Origin of the sequence: Amycolatopsis thailandensis (assembly GCF_042723255.1) — a bacterium.
GTDB lineage: Bacteria > Actinomycetota > Actinomycetes > Mycobacteriales > Pseudonocardiaceae > Amycolatopsis > Amycolatopsis thailandensis.
Window position 1 is genome coordinate 1 of sequence record NZ_JBHXJK010000011.1, and the last position, 13822, is coordinate 13822.

General features: G+C 68.3%; 14 protein-coding genes. 7 read left to right on the forward strand and 7 right to left on the reverse strand.

Translation table 11 applies throughout. From position 1 onward, the window contains the following. Positions 1 to 178 precede the first annotated feature (178 nt). Positions 179 to 1159 (forward strand): tyrosine-type recombinase/integrase, encoded by a 981-nt coding sequence (locus tag ACFWMR_RS06495; RefSeq protein ID WP_378377502.1) that lies wholly within the window; start codon positions 179 to 181, stop codon positions 1157 to 1159. Position 1160: 1 nt separating this feature from the next. On the opposite strand, the gene ACFWMR_RS06500 is transcribed toward ACFWMR_RS06495, so the two are convergent. Further along, entirely contained in the window at positions 1161 to 1535 is a 375-nt protein-coding gene (locus ACFWMR_RS06500; RefSeq protein WP_378278910.1) for a hypothetical protein, read from the reverse strand. 75 nt (positions 1536 to 1610) lie between these two features. On the opposite strand from ACFWMR_RS06500, the gene ACFWMR_RS06505 reads away from it, so the two are divergent. Next, positions 1611 to 2390 carry a glycerophosphodiester phosphodiesterase gene (locus ACFWMR_RS06505; protein ID WP_378377504.1) on the forward strand — a complete coding sequence of 260 codons (780 nt, stop codon included), beginning with the start codon at positions 1611 to 1613 and terminating at the stop codon, positions 2388 to 2390. Positions 2391 to 2449: 59 nt separating this feature from the next. Here the strand turns inward: ACFWMR_RS06505 and ACFWMR_RS06510 are convergent, their stop codons facing one another. Then, a complete protein-coding gene (locus tag ACFWMR_RS06510) occupies positions 2450 to 3124 on the reverse strand; it encodes a transglycosylase family protein (protein WP_378377506.1) in 675 nt (224 codons plus the stop codon). A 270-nt stretch (positions 3125 to 3394) separates the two neighbouring features. Here ACFWMR_RS06510 and ACFWMR_RS06515 point away from each other — a divergent pair, with 270 nt between their 5' ends. The 3 genes from ACFWMR_RS06515 to ACFWMR_RS06525 all read left to right on the forward strand — a co-directional run bounded on the left by ACFWMR_RS06515 (position 3395) and on the right by ACFWMR_RS06525 (position 6158). Beyond that, on the forward strand, positions 3395 to 4795 hold the full coding sequence (locus tag ACFWMR_RS06515) for an MFS transporter (protein WP_378377508.1): 1401 nt from the start codon (positions 3395 to 3397) through the stop codon (positions 4793 to 4795). A 30-nt stretch (positions 4796 to 4825) separates the two neighbouring features. Further along, positions 4826 to 5584 carry a thymidine kinase gene (locus ACFWMR_RS06520; RefSeq protein WP_093938975.1) on the forward strand — a complete coding sequence of 253 codons (759 nt, stop codon included), beginning with the start codon at positions 4826 to 4828 and terminating at the stop codon, positions 5582 to 5584. A 226-nt stretch (positions 5585 to 5810) separates the two neighbouring features. Next, positions 5811 to 6158 (forward strand): RNA polymerase-binding protein RbpA, encoded by a 348-nt coding sequence (locus tag ACFWMR_RS06525; protein WP_005151365.1) that lies wholly within the window; start codon positions 5811 to 5813, stop codon positions 6156 to 6158. 155 nt (positions 6159 to 6313) lie between these two features. On the opposite strand, the gene dapA is transcribed toward ACFWMR_RS06525, so the two are convergent. Then, positions 6314 to 7204 (reverse strand): 4-hydroxy-tetrahydrodipicolinate synthase, encoded by an 891-nt coding sequence (dapA, locus tag ACFWMR_RS06530; protein WP_378377510.1) that lies wholly within the window; start codon positions 7202 to 7204, stop codon positions 6314 to 6316. A gap of 73 nt (positions 7205 to 7277) precedes the next feature. On the opposite strand from dapA, the gene ACFWMR_RS06535 reads away from it, so the two are divergent. Beyond that, positions 7278 to 8171: a LysR family transcriptional regulator gene (locus tag ACFWMR_RS06535; protein ID WP_378377512.1), complete on the forward strand. Its 894-nt coding sequence runs from the start codon at positions 7278 to 7280 to the stop codon at positions 8169 to 8171. Positions 8172 to 8614: 443 nt separating this feature from the next. On the opposite strand, the gene ACFWMR_RS06540 is transcribed toward ACFWMR_RS06535, so the two are convergent. Continuing rightward, entirely contained in the window at positions 8615 to 8989 is a 375-nt protein-coding gene (locus tag ACFWMR_RS06540) for a DUF4406 domain-containing protein (protein WP_378377514.1), read from the reverse strand. A gap of 51 nt (positions 8990 to 9040) precedes the next feature. Between ACFWMR_RS06540 and ACFWMR_RS06545 the strand changes: the two genes are divergently transcribed. After that, positions 9041 to 9805 carry a DeoR/GlpR family DNA-binding transcription regulator gene (locus ACFWMR_RS06545; protein WP_093938935.1) on the forward strand — a complete coding sequence of 255 codons (765 nt, stop codon included), beginning with the start codon at positions 9041 to 9043 and terminating at the stop codon, positions 9803 to 9805. Here the strand turns inward: ACFWMR_RS06545 and ACFWMR_RS06550 are convergent. The 3 genes from ACFWMR_RS06550 to ACFWMR_RS06560 are packed head-to-tail and all read right to left on the reverse strand — an operon-like array spanning position 9792 to position 13798. Further along, on the reverse strand, positions 9792 to 10559 hold the full coding sequence (locus tag ACFWMR_RS06550; protein WP_093938936.1) for a polyprenol monophosphomannose synthase: 768 nt from the start codon (positions 10557 to 10559) through the stop codon (positions 9792 to 9794). The genes ACFWMR_RS06545 and ACFWMR_RS06550 overlap by 14 nt on opposite strands. 26 nt (positions 10560 to 10585) lie before the next feature. Beyond that, on the reverse strand, positions 10586 to 12178 hold the full coding sequence (gene lnt, locus ACFWMR_RS06555) for an apolipoprotein N-acyltransferase (protein WP_378377515.1): 1593 nt from the start codon (positions 12176 to 12178) through the stop codon (positions 10586 to 10588). A gap of 9 nt (positions 12179 to 12187) precedes the next feature. Beyond that, positions 12188 to 13798 (reverse strand): amidohydrolase, encoded by a 1611-nt coding sequence (locus ACFWMR_RS06560; RefSeq protein ID WP_378377517.1) that lies wholly within the window; start codon positions 13796 to 13798, stop codon positions 12188 to 12190. Positions 13799 to 13822: the final 24 nt, after the last annotated feature.

A 13822-nucleotide genomic window follows, 5' to 3' on the forward strand; every position in this document is an offset into this window, starting at 1 on the left:
GTGATGAGGGGTCCCCATGAGACGTTTTTTGTCCCACGGGGACCCCTCATGACACACCCAGGAGCGGCACATGGACCGAGATCCCCCGCGAGGGGTTTCCAGACCCATCACTCCGTTTCATGCATAATCACTATTATGCATGAAACGGAATATAACCCAGTGTAAGACTGTCGGTGCCATGCGGTACAAGGTTCCCATGAGGGTTTCCGAGGCTCAGCAAGCCTTTTTCGCCGCACGTCGTCCCCGTAAGGATTCTCCTCACACCACCGACGCGTACCGCCGCGACCTCGCGGGCATCACCGCTCTTCTGCTCCGCGAGCAGGACCGCTCCCCTGACGAGCTCACCGTCGAGATGCTCACCGCCCAAGCGCTCCGCGACGCCTTCGGTGCTTTCGCGGACACTCACGCGAAGAGTTCTGTCTTGCGCGCTTGGTCGACCTGGAACCAGTTTCTCACTTTCTGCGTGTCCGACGGGCTGCTCGCGGGCAACCCGATGGGCGCGGTCGCCCGGCCGAAGACGCCGCCATTGACGCCGAAACCGTTGCGGGGTGAGGAAACTCCGGAGCAGTTGCTCGCGGCCGCCGCGGACGGTTCGCGCCGGACGCGGGATCCCTGGCCGGAGCGGGACGTCCTGGTCATCGCGCTCGGGCTGGTCGCCGGGCTTCGTGCCGCGGAGATGCGGGCGCTGACGGCGCGATCGCTGGTCGGCCGCCAGGGCGAGATGCGTTTGCACGTCCACGGCAAGGGAAGCCGCGACCGGTCGATCCCGGTGCAGCCGATCATGGAGAAGATCATCGAGGAGTACCTGGCCTCGTGCCGCCGTCGTTTTCCTCAGCAGCGGTTCGGCCCCTCCACTCCCCTCCTCCGGGATCGGGCGGGTGAGCCGATCGGTCGCGGGGCGCTGGAGTACCTGGTCAAGTCCTGTTATCGATGGGCGGGTCTGCATGACCGCGTGCCGGTCGGCGCGAACCTGCACGCGTTGCGGCACACGTTCGCGACACGGCTGGCCGAGGACGGCGCGACGGCGTCGGAGATCATGGCCCTGCTGGGGCACGCGAGCCTGGCGACCAGCCAGAACTACATCGAGGCGACGGGACGGGAGCAGCGGGCGGCGGCCGCGAGCAACCGGACGTATCGGGCGCTGGACGGGATCGTGTAGGTCAGCGGAGCTGTTCGAGGTCTTTGGCCGCCTGGGCGATCTCGCCGGCGAGGCCACGGAGTTCGGCGATGGAGGCGCCGTCGTCGGCCGCGGTGACGACGTCTTCGGCGGCGCAGCGGAGTTGGAAGAGCCTGTCTTGCAGGGTGGCGATCTCGGTGTCGGAGAGGACGACGGCGTCTTCCGGGAGGCCGCTGCGCTGCAAGGCGGTGCGGCGTTCGTAGGCCCGCTGCCGACAGGATTGCCCACAGTAGCGGCGGCGTCTGCCGACGTTGCCGCCCTGTTCGAGCCGTCGGCCGCACCATCCGCAGTGTTTGGGTGCCCCGGCGCGACGCAGCTCGGACACCTCTTCGGGGGACGTCTTCAGGTGTTCGGCCACTTCCCTCACGAAGCAGACCCTAGCTGGCCATCGGACGCTTACGCCGGGGCCACGACGGAAGTGCACACTAGTGGGGTGCCGACACTGTTTCCGTACCTCGCCGACCCGGTCCCGCGTGCCTTCGCCCACCGGGGCTGGCACCTCGGTGACCTGGAAGGACTGGAGAACTCGTTGCCCGCCTTCCAGCAGGCGGTGACGGAGGGTTATCGCTACCTCGAGACGGATGTGCACGCGACGTCGGATGGTGTGGTGGTCGTGCATCACGACTCGTCGCTGGACCGGACGACCGACGGTGCCGGATTGATCTCCCGGCAGACGTGGGCTCAGGTGAAGTCCGCGAAGGTCGGGGGCCGGGCGCCGCTGTCTCGGCTGGAGGACGTCCTCGAAGAGTTGCCGGAAGCGCGGTTCAACATCGATGTGAAGTCGAACCATGCCGTGGTGCCGTTCGTACGGGCGATCGAGCGGACCGGCGCGCATGACCGGGTCGCGGCGGCGTCGTTCTCCGATGCGCGGTTGACGCGGATCCGGAAGCTGGCGGGGCCGAAGCTGGTGACGGCGATGGGGCCGCGTTCGGTGGCGGTGATGTGGGCGAACGGGTTTTTGCCGCTGGTGTCGTTGCGGTCGTTGTCGAGGGGCGCGATGGCGCAGGTGCCAGTGCGGCAGGGACGGTTGAAGGTGGTGGACCGGGCGTTCCTGCGGCAGGCGGCGCGTGGTGGTTTCGAGGTGCACACCTGGACGGTGGACGATCCGGCGGAGATGCGGACGTTGCTGGATCTGGGGGTGCACGGGATCGTGACGGATCGGCCGGATCTGCTGCGTGAGGTGCTTCAGGAGCGGGGCGCCTGGCCGTCCTGATTTCGCGTTTAGTCCTCTGAACGCGGTATAAGCGCATTCAGAGGACTAAACGCGGGTGGTTACCGGGGTGGTTTGCCGTTCCAGGCGGCGTCCCAGGTCTTGGGGCCGAGGCGACCCGAGTCGTTGATGCCGTTGGCGCACTGGAGGGCGAGGACGGCTTCGCGGGTCTTGTCGTAGTAGCAGCCGGTTCCGGTGAAGCCGTAACCGTAGGCGTTCATCCGGAGTTGGAACTGCTTGAGCGGTGCCGCGCAGTCGCCGTAGGCGTAGACGACGCCGGGCCAGGCGGGTTTGGGTCCGCCGGGAGGTGCGGGCGGGGTGGGCTTCGGCTTGGGGGGCGGTGGCGGCGCGGGCTGTCCTCCCCCGCCGATGTAGGCGGAGTCCTCGTAGGACGGGACGCGTTTGCTGCGGCCGTCGCTGTCGTTGCGGAAGCCGAGTTTGCCGGCGCATTCCCAGGGTTGCCAGCCGCGCATGCGGTAGAGGTAGAGGGCCCGGTAGTCCTGTTCGCGGGGGCTGGCTTGGTCGGGTCGTCCTTGGCCGCCGACGCTTCGCCAGGTGGGCAGGTCGAACTGGTAGGCGCCGTAGTAGCCGTTGCCGGTGTTGATGTTGTAGCGCCCGCTCGATTCACACATGCGGAGCTTGGCCCAGTAGGAGCCGTGGGGATCCGCGGCGGCGGATCCGGTGGTGGCGATCTGCAAGCCCGTCACGGCGAGGGCGAGCAGGAGCGTTCTCGCCACTACGCGGTGTGCTGTGCGAAGGCGATGGGTCCTCATGAGCGGAACAGTAAATAACGGACACTTGCTTCACAAGAGTCGCAGCTCGCACACCAGCCTCACATGAAACACACGCGGTTCGTGGCAGCGACACGCCGACGATGGTCTGGCGGATGGACGGGAAGGGTTCGTCACGCGTCGAAACGAACACGGTCCGGACTCGCGCCGGACAGGCGGGCGTGATCACCAGTAGTCTCCCGCTGACCTCGACGTTCTCGACTTCAGGAGCAGTGCATGACGGTGGCCGTGACCCGTGAACGCAAGCGGGTGTGGCGGGCTTGGTACCTCTACGACTGGGCCAATTCGCCGTTCTATTCGTCGGTCATCACGGTGTTCGGAGCGCTCTATTTGAGTGAGATCGCGTCCGCGGATGCCAAGGCGAATTTCACCCTTAACGGGGACAGGCCGTGTACCGATTCGAGTGGAGCTTCGAGCACGTTGCAGAGCTGCGACGTCTCGTTGTTCGGGCTGCATTTCCCCGCGGGGTCTTTGTGGGGCTATCTGCTGTCGATCGCGACGGTGACGCAGGTGCTGGTGCTGCCGATCGCCGGCGCGATCGCGGACCGGAGCAGGCACAAGCGGCGGATCCTCGGCGGGTTCGCGTTCCTGGGCGCGGTGGCGTCGGCGCTGATGTTCTTCATCGCGGGGACGAACTGGGAGGTCGGCGTCTGGACGTTCATCCTGGCCAACATCGGTTACGGCGGCGCGCTGGTCGTCTACTACTCGTTCCTGGTGGACATCGCGGAGCCGGACGAGCGGGACGCGGTGTCGTCGAGGGGCTGGGCGTTCGGGTATCTCGGTGGTGGTCTGGCGCTGGCGTTGCAACTGGGCTTTTTCATGGGGCATGACTTCTTCGGGGTGAGCGAAGGTCTGGCGATCCAGATCTGCTTCCTGACGTCGGGGATCTGGTGGGCGGTGTTCACGGTCCCGGCGGTGCGGGCCCTCCCCCAGACTCACGTGCCGAAGTCGGCCGAGCGTGGCCTGTCGGTGCTGACGGCCGGGTTCAAGGAGCTGAAGCAGACGATCAAGGAGGCGCGGGCGTTTCCGCTGACGCTGGCCTTCCTCGGGAGCTACCTGGTCTTCACCGACGGGATCACGACGGTGGTGGCGGTGTCGGCGCAGTACGGGAAGGACGAGCTGAAGTACAGCACCCAGGTGCTGATCGTCACGATCCTGGTGATCCAGTTCCTGGCGTATGCCGGGGCGATGATCCACGGGGCGATCGCGGCCAGGATCGGGGCGAAGAAGACGATCTTGGGCAGTTTGGTGGCTTGGGTGGTCGTGTTGTGCTTCGCGTTCTTCATCGAGGCCGGTCAGCCGTTGCAGTTCTACGCGGTGGCGGTCGGGATCGGGCTGGTGCTGGGCGGGACGAACGCGTTGTCGCGGTCGTTGTTCGGGCAGATGATCCCCGAGGGGAAGGACGCGCAGTACTTCTCGCTGTACGTGGTCGGCGAGCGGGGTACGTCGTGGCTCGGTCCCCTGTTGTTCGCGGCGGTCGGGCAGATCACCGGCTCGTTCCGGTGGGCGATCATCGCGTTGGTGATCTTCTTCGTGCTCGGTTTCGTGTTCGTGTGGCTGGTTCCGGTGCGCCGGGCGATCGAGGCCGCGGGTAACCGACCACCGGCGGTGCTGTGAGGACGGAGCGTGCCGATAGGGTCGACCGTCGTGACCGTACTGAAGGAGAGTGGCCCGGACCCCACGGACGCGTTGTCGTCGGTGCCGGTGGCGGGTTCACGGCGGGGTGTGCCGGTCGTCGGGAAGTTGAAGTTCTGTTACGGGCCGATGGACTGCGGGAAGTCGACGCTGGCGTTGCAGATCGACCACAACCACGCGCGGCAGGGTCGTCGCGGGATGGTGCTGGTGCGGCACGACCGGTCCGGTGAGCCGCAGATCACCAGCCGGATCGGGTTGACGCGCAAGGCGATCGAGGTGGGGAACGAGACCGACCTGCGGTTGCTGGTGCGTGAGCAGTGGGCGGCCGGTCGGCACGTGGACTACTTGATCGTCGACGAAGCTCAGTTCTTGTCGCCCGATCAGGTGGATCAGTTGGCTGAACTGGCCGATGACGTCCAGATCGACGTGTACTGCTTCGGGATCGCGACGGATTTCCGGAGTGTGCTGTTCCCGGGGGCGGCGCGGTTGTTCGAGCTGGCGGACGAGTTGCAGCCGGTTCAGGTCGAGGTGCTGTGCTGGTGTGGGCAGACGGGACGGTTCAACGCGAGGGTGGCCGACGGTGAGGTTCTGCGGGCCGGGGACACCGTCGTGGTGGCGGATACCGAGCAGTCGCTAGTTGAAACTTCACCGGCATCACGTTCCGAGGGCGACATGAACACTGTCCGTTATCAGGTATTGTGCCGTCGACACTTTCGACTGGGTGACCTGGGGCCCTCCTCAGCCCAACACGGTCAGTTACGGTTGACGTGACAGGCGTACTACTAGCCCATCTGGGGGATATCCGCACCAAGATGGCCGTATTGACGTCACGCCAGAGCGCGAAATCACTCCTACTAGGAGAAGCTGTTGCCACCGGGTGACACAGCTCATCGTGAGCAAGGACATGGTGTTCAGGGAATCCTCTGGCCGTCTTCGTCGTTGCATAGGGTGAGCATCACCCTGGCTCCACCCGGAGCTGACTGAAAGGACCCCCATCATGGCCGACCGTGTTCTCCGTGGAAGCCGGCTGGGAGCGGTCAGCTACGAGACCGACCGCAACCACGACCTCGCCCCTCGGCGCACCGTGCGCTACGCCTGCCCCAAGAACCACGAGTTCGAGGTGCCCTTCTCCGACGACGCCGAGATCCCCTCGGTGTGGGAGTGCAGGCTGCACGGCAGCGAGTCCGAGATCGTGGACGGCGGGCAGCCGGAGCAGAAGAAGGTCAAGCCCCCGAGGACGCACTGGGACATGCTCCTGGAGCGTCGCTCGATTCCGGAGCTCGAAGATCTGCTCAACGAACGTCTCGCCGAGCTGAAGGGACGCAGGACCACCCGGTCCGCCTGACGCACGGCACAAGTAGCTAGCCCCACCACGAATCGACGAAGCCCCCGCGACCTCCCTCCGCGGGGGCTTCGTCATGTCTCGGGAATGTCAGGAAAGGGTCGTTCAGGACGTAAAACGTCAGGAACGACCCTTTCCTGACATCCGGCGCGCGCGGGTCAGGCGACCGCGGCGACGGGCGCGAGGGCATCGCGAAGCCGCAGCAGATGCTCCGGCGGCGATTCGAGTAGCGGGAGCCGGACCGTCGCGTGCGGAATGACGCCGAGTTCGGTCAGCGCGGCCTTGGCCATGATCGCTCCCTGCGAAGTGCGCATGAACGCGTCCGCGAGGGGAAGCAGTGCGGCGTTGACCGCTCGCGCGGTGTCGAGGTCTCCCCCGCGCACGGCTTGGATGAGCTCGGCGTTGCGGTCGGCGAAGGCGTTGCCGACGACACTGACCAGGCCGGTGGCCCCGGCAGCGAGGTAGGGCAGGTTGAGTTCGTCGATACCGCAGTAGTACGCCAGCGGGGCGCGGGTCATGACGGACATCGCTTCGAACAGGTCGCCTTTGGCGTCCTTCACGGCCCGGATCCGGGGGTGGCGGGCGAGTTCGATCAGGGTGGCAGCTTCCATGGCCGTGCCGGTGCGGGCGGGGACGTCGTAGAGCATCACGGGCAGTTCGGTGGCGTCGGCCACCGCCAGGCAGTGCGCCACGATCCCGGCCTGGGTCGGCTTGGAGTAGTAGGGACAGACGAGCAGGAGCGCGTCGGCTCCGGCGGCTTCGGCTTCCTTGGCGCGCCGGATGCACGTGGTGGTGTCGTAGGTGCCGACGCCGGCGATCACGCGGGCGCTGTTGCCGGCAAGGTTCGCGACGATGCGGACGAGCCGGGCGGCTTCGGAGTCGGTGAGGGTGGGTGACTCGCCGGTGGTCCCGCCGACGACGATGCCGTCGCAGCCGGTGGTGAGCAGGTGGTCGACCAGGCCGGTGAGGCCGGGTTCGCTGAGCGCGCCGCCGGGTTCCATCGGGGTGACCATGGCGACGAGGTTGGAGCCGAAGAGCGGTTCGGTCATGCCGTTGATCCTGTCGGCGTCGATACCTGTGGTCCAGCGATGCTTTTTGGTCTTTATTGCGTAGCCTGGCTTCATGATCGAGGTCGGGGCGTTACGGGCGCTGAGGTCGGTGGCCGCACTGGGGACGTTGGCTCGGGCCGCGGACGAGCTGGGGTTCACCGCCTCCGCGGTGTCGCAGCAGATCAAGCGGCTGGAGCGCCAGATCGGGATGCCGGTGCTCGCTCCGGCGGGACGCGGAGTCGTGCTGACCCCGGCCGGGCAGGCCGTCGTCGACTCCTCGCTGGAGGTGTTCCAGGCACTCGAGCGTTGCGCCGAGGCGGCTCAGTCGGTCGCGGAGGGTGCGCCTCGTGGTGTCCTGCGGGTGGCGGCGTTCTCGACGGGTATCCGCGGGCTGCTCGCCCCTGTCCACCCTCGGTTGCTGAGGCGCTATCCCGATCTTCGCCTGCACATCAGCGAGCAGGACCCTGACCAGGCGCTGCACAGCGTCGATGCCGGAACCGCCGATCTCGCCCTCCTGCACGACGCCGATGGCCTGCCGGCCCCGTTGTCGCCTGCCCTGTCCCGGCGGCTGGTGCACACCGACCTCGGCGACGTCGTCATGGCCAGGACTCATCCGCTGGCACGGGTCGAGGCACGACTGGGCGGGGCGGATCTGGCCGGGCACGCGTGGGTGACCAGTCCGCCGGGCACGGTCTGCCATCAGTGGTTCCGGCGGTTGTTCGCCGGTTCGCCCGAGGAGCCCGACGTACGGCATCTGGTGGACGACTTCTCCACGCAGCTGTCTCTGGTCACCTCGGGTGAAGTGCTCGCGCTGATCCCGCGGCTGGCGCGCCCGCCGTTGGCCGAAGGCCTCGTCGTCCGGCCGCTGCGGCGCCCGCCGACGCGCGAGGTGCACGCGGCGTGGCGCCGCAGCGCCGAGGCCAGTCCGGCGATCAAGGCGGTGCTGGCGGAACTTCAGGCGGCTTGAGCGGCGACTTGACCGATAGGGCCCTGGTCAGGTCGGACCAGCGTCCGCGCTGCCCTGAGGGCAGGGTTCGGACTGGCCGGCGGGCCGGTCGCGGCCCGCGTGTCCACATGGGACACCTAGCGGCAATTCAGCGTCCGATTCATGCCCGCATGGGCTGTTCTGCGTGGGGTCGTGAGTGGCAAAGAGGGTTCTAACCATCTTTATCACTCACGACCTCTTCGCAAAGCCGCGCAAAGTCCCCAAAACGGGCGTTCCAGCCGAAGTCGCGATCTGCTCCCGCGGGCCAGTTCAGGCCGGGCCGCGAAAGCCCTGCTCGACAGGAGACTCGATCACACCACCTTGGCCTTGCCTCTCAATAACCCGAAACGCCACTCACGACCACCCTGCTCAGCGCGGCCTAGCAGTACCGAGCGTATGGACAGTCGAGAAGCGCCGGCCACGAACTACGCGGCTTGATACCCGGGGATGTCCTCGACGCGGTGATAGACCGCCAGGCCGCGGGACAGTGCGATGGCGACGTCCTGGTCGGCACCGGTGGACTCCCCCGGCAGGCGCAGGACGGCGTCGCAGTGGTGCAGCAGCCGGTCGGCCGTCGGGTACATGACGTCCTTCGCGACCGGGTCGGCCACGGTCTTCCCGCCTGCGCCGCGCAGCACCGGGAGTGCGACCCATTCGCCGATCATCGGCACGTGTCCGCTGCGGAAGATCGGCCAGGCGGCCTCTTCGAGCCGGGCGAGGTTGCGGGCGAGCAGTTCGGGGTCGTCGCCGGTGCCGGAGCGGAACGGGCCGGCGATGAGGATCATCAGAGGTTTGCTCATGCACCGGAGCCTAATGTGCAACAATCGGCAGGAACAAGGAGGAATGTGCATATGTTGGCTGCGCAACGACGAGACCTGCTGATCGAACGCTTGAAGACCGAAGGCCGGATCGTGGCCAAGGACCTCGCCGCCGAACTCGGCGTGTCAGAGGACAGTATTCGCCGTGACCTGCGAGAACTCGCGGACGCCGGACTGTGTCAGCGGGTCTACGGCGGCGCTCTGCCGGTCTCCCCCGCCACCGCGGACTACGCGACGCGGATGGCGGTCAGCGTCGCGGGCAAGGAACGCATCGCGAAACGTGCAGCAGCGTTGATCCCGCTCGGATCGACCAGCATCCTCGACGGCGGCACGACCGCACTCGCGCTGGCGAAGGCGCTCCCCGTCGACCTCGAAGCGACCATCGTCACGCACAGTCCCACCGTCGCGGCCGCGCTCGTCACGCATCCGAAGGTCGAGGTCTTCCTGATCGGCGGACGGCTCTTCAAACACTCCGCCGTCACCTGCGGAGCGGCCGCGGCCGAGGCGGCGGACGGGATCAACGCCGACCTGTTCTTCCTCGGCGTCACCGGCGTGCATCCCGAGACGGGCCTCACCACCGGCGACTCGGACGAGGCCGCGATGAAACGCACCCTCGCCAAACGCGCCGCCGACACCTACGTGCTGGCCAGCTCGGAGAAGATCGGCGCGGCCTCGCCGTTCACCGTGCTCCCGCTGTCCGACGTCGCGGGTGTGATCACCGACGCGGCGCCGGACGAACCGACGGTGAAGGAACTGGGGAAGCTCGGCGTGAGCGTGCTGGGGGTCAGTCCTTCTTGACCAGGCCGCGAAGCTGCTGCCAGCGGCGCTTGACCCCCCACATGCCGACCAGGACGATCGCCTCGCGCACGACCGAACCGCTCATCTTCGACTGACCGACCTCACGTTCGGTGAAGGTGATCGGCACCTCGACCACGTCGAAGCCGGCGAGCGCGGTGCGGAACGCCAGGTCGATCTGGAAGCAGTAGCCGCGCGAGGCGATCTCGTCGAGCGGGAGCTTCTCCAGCACCGTGCGACGGTACGCGCGGAAGCCCGCGGTGATGTCGTTGATCTTCGTGCCGAGCGCGACCCTCGCGTAGAAGTTCGCCACCCACGACAGCGCCTTGCGCTGGAACGGCCAGTTCACCGTGCTGCCGCCCGGAACGTAGCGGGAGCCGATGGACAGGTCCGCGTCCTCGAGGGCCGCCAGGACCCGGGGAAGATCCTCCGGCGCGTGCGAGCCGTCGGCGTCCATCTCGACGATGGTCGCGTAATCACGGGCGAGGCCCCAGCGGAACCCCGCGACGTACGCGGCACCCAAGCCGGCCTTCTCGGTCCGGTGCATGACCTGGATCCGCTCGTCGGCCTTCGCGAGCTCGTCGGCGACGTCGCCGGTCCCGTCGGGGCTGCCGTCGTCGACGACGAGAGCGTTCACGTCCGGGAGAGCCTTGAGCAGGCGTTCCAGGATCGGGCCGATGTTGTCCCGCTCGTTGTACGTCGGGACCACCACCAGCACCGGGTCGATTCCCTGGGCCCCCCGTGGCGCCTGCGCCATCCGCTTTTCCTCCGTGTTCCGGCGGGTCAGCCCGCCGCTTCCCTCGTTGCCTTGGCGGCGCTCGCGCGCCGGGTGCGGAAACGGATCACGTACCCGCCGGTAACCCCGGCGATCGCCAGGGCCAGCAGCCCGTACTCCGTAGTTACACCGAGTAGATCCGACAGCGTAGTCTGCTGCCTCAGCGGTACGCGCCCCACCAGGGAGTCTGCGGTGAACAGGCTGGTGGAGGCCGTGATCGAACCGTCAGGGGCGACGATCGCGCTGACTCCGCTGGTGGCCGAGACGACCACGGACCGGCCATGCTCGACCGCTCGCAGCCGCGACATCGCCAGCTGCTGGTAGCTCATCTCCCCCGGGCCGTACCAAGCGTTGTTGGTCGGCACGACGAGCAGTTCCGCGCCGTCGGCGACCGATTCGCGGGCCGGGTAGTCGAACGCGGTCTCGTAGCAGATGAAGACGCCGACCTTGGTCCCCGCGACCGAGAGCGCGGCGTTGGCACCGTCGCCCGGCGTCATGTTCGCGACACTGTCGACGAACGGTGTGACCAGCTTCGCGACTTCGCGGGCGGGCACGTACTCCCCGAACGGGACGAGCTGCTGTTTGGCGTAGCGCTGGCCCGGTCCGGTGACCGGATCCCAGACGAGCGCGGAGTTCTGCGCCGTACCGTCGGGCAGCCGGACCAGCGCGCCGATGATCGCCTGCTTGCCGAAGTCGCGGACCATCTGGTCGACGCCGGCGTCCCCGGTGCGCATGGCCATCGCGGTTTCCGGCCAGATCAGCAGGTCGACCTTGGTGTTGTCCGCCTTGAGCTTTTCGAGGAGCCGGGCGCTTTCGGCGAGGTGGTTGCTCCGGAGCTCGTCTCGGCGGCCTTCCAGCGCCAGGCCGATGTCGGGGGCGTTGCCCTGCACCGTGGCGACGGTGAGTTCGCCGTCCTGCGCCTCGGTTCCGATCGTCGGCCACACGGCGAGCCCGGCCACCACCGGCACCAGCGTCAGCACCGACGCGGCCACCAGGGAACGTCGCGGGTCGGTGCCCTTGAGCCGCAGGCAGAGCGCCGCGATCCCGAACCCGGTCAGCACGACGGCGAGACCGACGAGCGGAGCGCCACCGATCGAAGCCAGCGAGACGAAAGCGCCCTCGGGCTGGCTGAACGCCACGCGGCCCCACGGGAAACCGCCGAACGGGAACCAGGTCCGCGGTGTCTCCAGCGCGATGATCACCAGCGCCGCCCACAGCGGTCCCAGCGGCAGCCTCCAGACCACGGTGGCGAAAGCACCGCCGAACCCGAGGTACACCGACAGCGCCATCGCCAGCCCGAGCCACGGCCACGGCCCGAAGTCCGGGCCGAGGAAGTCCAGCAGCCACGTCAGCAGGGGCAGGAAGAACCCCATCCCGAACACGAACGCGTAGCCGAACGCGCCCCGGAATCTGCGCCCGTGCACCACCAGCGCGAAGCCGGTGAACGCCAGCGGCGCGAGCCACCACAGCGGCCGCGGCGCGAAACTCAGATACAGGGTGAAACCCGACGCCGCGGCGACGAGGAAACGCAGGAGCCAGGCGCGGGAGAACCGCTTCCGGGGCGCTGCTTCGGGGTCCGGGTTCGTCACGGTCGAGGACACTCCTGAACCCTAGGCCGTCCGGGTGAACACATCGTGGATGACCTGCCCGTCGCGGACCGTGCGCAGGCAGCGGGGCAGTGTCGCCCCTTCGGCCAGGTTCGGCAGCGGCGGCACGCCCGCGCGTGGGTCGGTCGACCAGCGCTGAACCCGTGAGTCCGGGGTCGCGACGACCAGGTCCGTGGCGTCCCAGATCGCGTAATGCGCGGGAGCCCCCGGGACCAGGCTGCCGGTGACGCCGTCGTTGACCCCGGCGGCACGGTGACCGGCGCGGGTGTGGGCGGTGAAGGACGCGCGAGCGGACAGTCCCGATCCGGGCGTGCGGTGGTAGGTACCGGCGTGGACCGTGGCCCACGGGTCGACCGGGGTGACGGGAGCGTCGGAGCCGAAGGCGAGCAGGAGCCCTTCGGAGGCCATGGCGGCGAAGGGATTGAGCTTCGGAGCCCGATCGGCGCCGAGGCGGTCGACGTACATGCCGTGCGGGCCGCCCCATTCCGCGTCGAACTGCGGCTGGACCGACGCGACGACGCCCCAGCCCGCGAGTTCCCGCGCCTGCTCGGTGTCGATCATCTCGACGTGTTCGAGCCGGTGGTGCCGGGCGGCCAGCGCCCGCCTGCCGACAGTCTTCTCCGCGAGCCGGAATCCTTCCACGACTTCGGCGACGGCGGCATCGCCGATGACGTGGAAACCGGCCTGGAGCTCGGCTTCGGTGCAGGCGCTGATGTGCTCGGCGATCGCGGGGGCGTCGAGGTAAAGCGTCCCGGAGGTGCCGTGGGCGTCCGCGTACGGCTCGTGCAGCGCGGCGGTGCGGGAGCCGAGCGCGCCGTCGACGAACAGGTCACCCGCGACCCCCCTGGCGCCCAGCGCGCGGGCGGTGTCGACGCCGCCGCGCTCACCCCAGTAGCCGACGACCTCCGGGAGCCCCGGTTCCGTGGCGAGTGCGAGCAGGTCGGTGAGGTCTTCGGTGCCGGAGATGTCGGGGCCCGCGCATTCGTGGACGCTGACGACTCCTCGAGCGGCGGCCTCGGCGAGAAAAGCGCGCTGGGCCTCGCGCCGCTGCTGCGGGGTGATCGCCTCACGCATCGCGGCACGGACGCGGTGGTGCGCGTCGCGGGTCAACGGCCCGTCGGGCGACCAGCCCGGCGCGTCGTGCACCCCGGCGGCGAGTGCGACCAGTGCGCTGGAGACGAGCGCGGAATGCACGTCAACCCGGCTCAGGTACACCGGAGTCCCGTTCGCGACCTCGTCGATCTCCGCGCGGCTGGGCAGTCTGGCGTCGGTCCAGCGTGACTCGTCCCAGCCGTGCGCGACCAGCACCTGGCCGGGCCGGGCTGCGTCGCGGACCGCGGCGAGCAGTTCACTGGCGCTGCGGATGTTCGCGAGGTTGAGCCCGGTGAGGTGCAGACCGGTCGCGGTGGCGTGGACGTGCGCGTCGACGAAGGCAGGGGCGACGAAGGCGCCGTCGAGGGCGATCACCTCGGCGTCGGGATGCAGTGCTTTGGCCGGGCCGTCCTGGCCCACCCAGACGACAGTGCCGTCCGTGATCGCCATGGCGGTGGCGTCGGGGGCCGAAGGGCTGTAGATGCGCCCGCCGAGCAGGAGCGTGGTTCGCGCGTTGGTCACCCTTCCGAGTTTGCAGCGTGCGGA

Coding starts and splice junctions, on each gene's coding strand:
- ACFWMR_RS06495 (WP_378377502.1), top strand. CDS start 179: ATGCGGTACAAGGTTCCCATGAGGGTTTCCGAGGCTCAGCAAGCCTTT.
- ACFWMR_RS06515 (WP_378377508.1), top strand. CDS start 3,395: ATGACGGTGGCCGTGACCCGTGAACGCAAGCGGGTGTGGCGGGCTTGG.
- ACFWMR_RS06525 (WP_005151365.1), top strand. CDS start 5,811: ATGGCCGACCGTGTTCTCCGTGGAAGCCGGCTGGGAGCGGTCAGCTAC.
- dapA (WP_378377510.1), bottom strand. CDS start 7,204: ATGACCGAACCGCTCTTCGGCTCCAACCTCGTCGCCATGGTCACCCCG.
- ACFWMR_RS06535 (WP_378377512.1), top strand. CDS start 7,278: ATGATCGAGGTCGGGGCGTTACGGGCGCTGAGGTCGGTGGCCGCACTG.
- ACFWMR_RS06540 (WP_378377514.1), bottom strand. CDS start 8,989: ATGAGCAAACCTCTGATGATCCTCATCGCCGGCCCGTTCCGCTCCGGC.
- ACFWMR_RS06545 (WP_093938935.1), top strand. CDS start 9,041: ATGTTGGCTGCGCAACGACGAGACCTGCTGATCGAACGCTTGAAGACC.
- ACFWMR_RS06550 (WP_093938936.1), bottom strand. CDS start 10,559: ATGGCGCAGGCGCCACGGGGGGCCCAGGGAATCGACCCGGTGCTGGTG.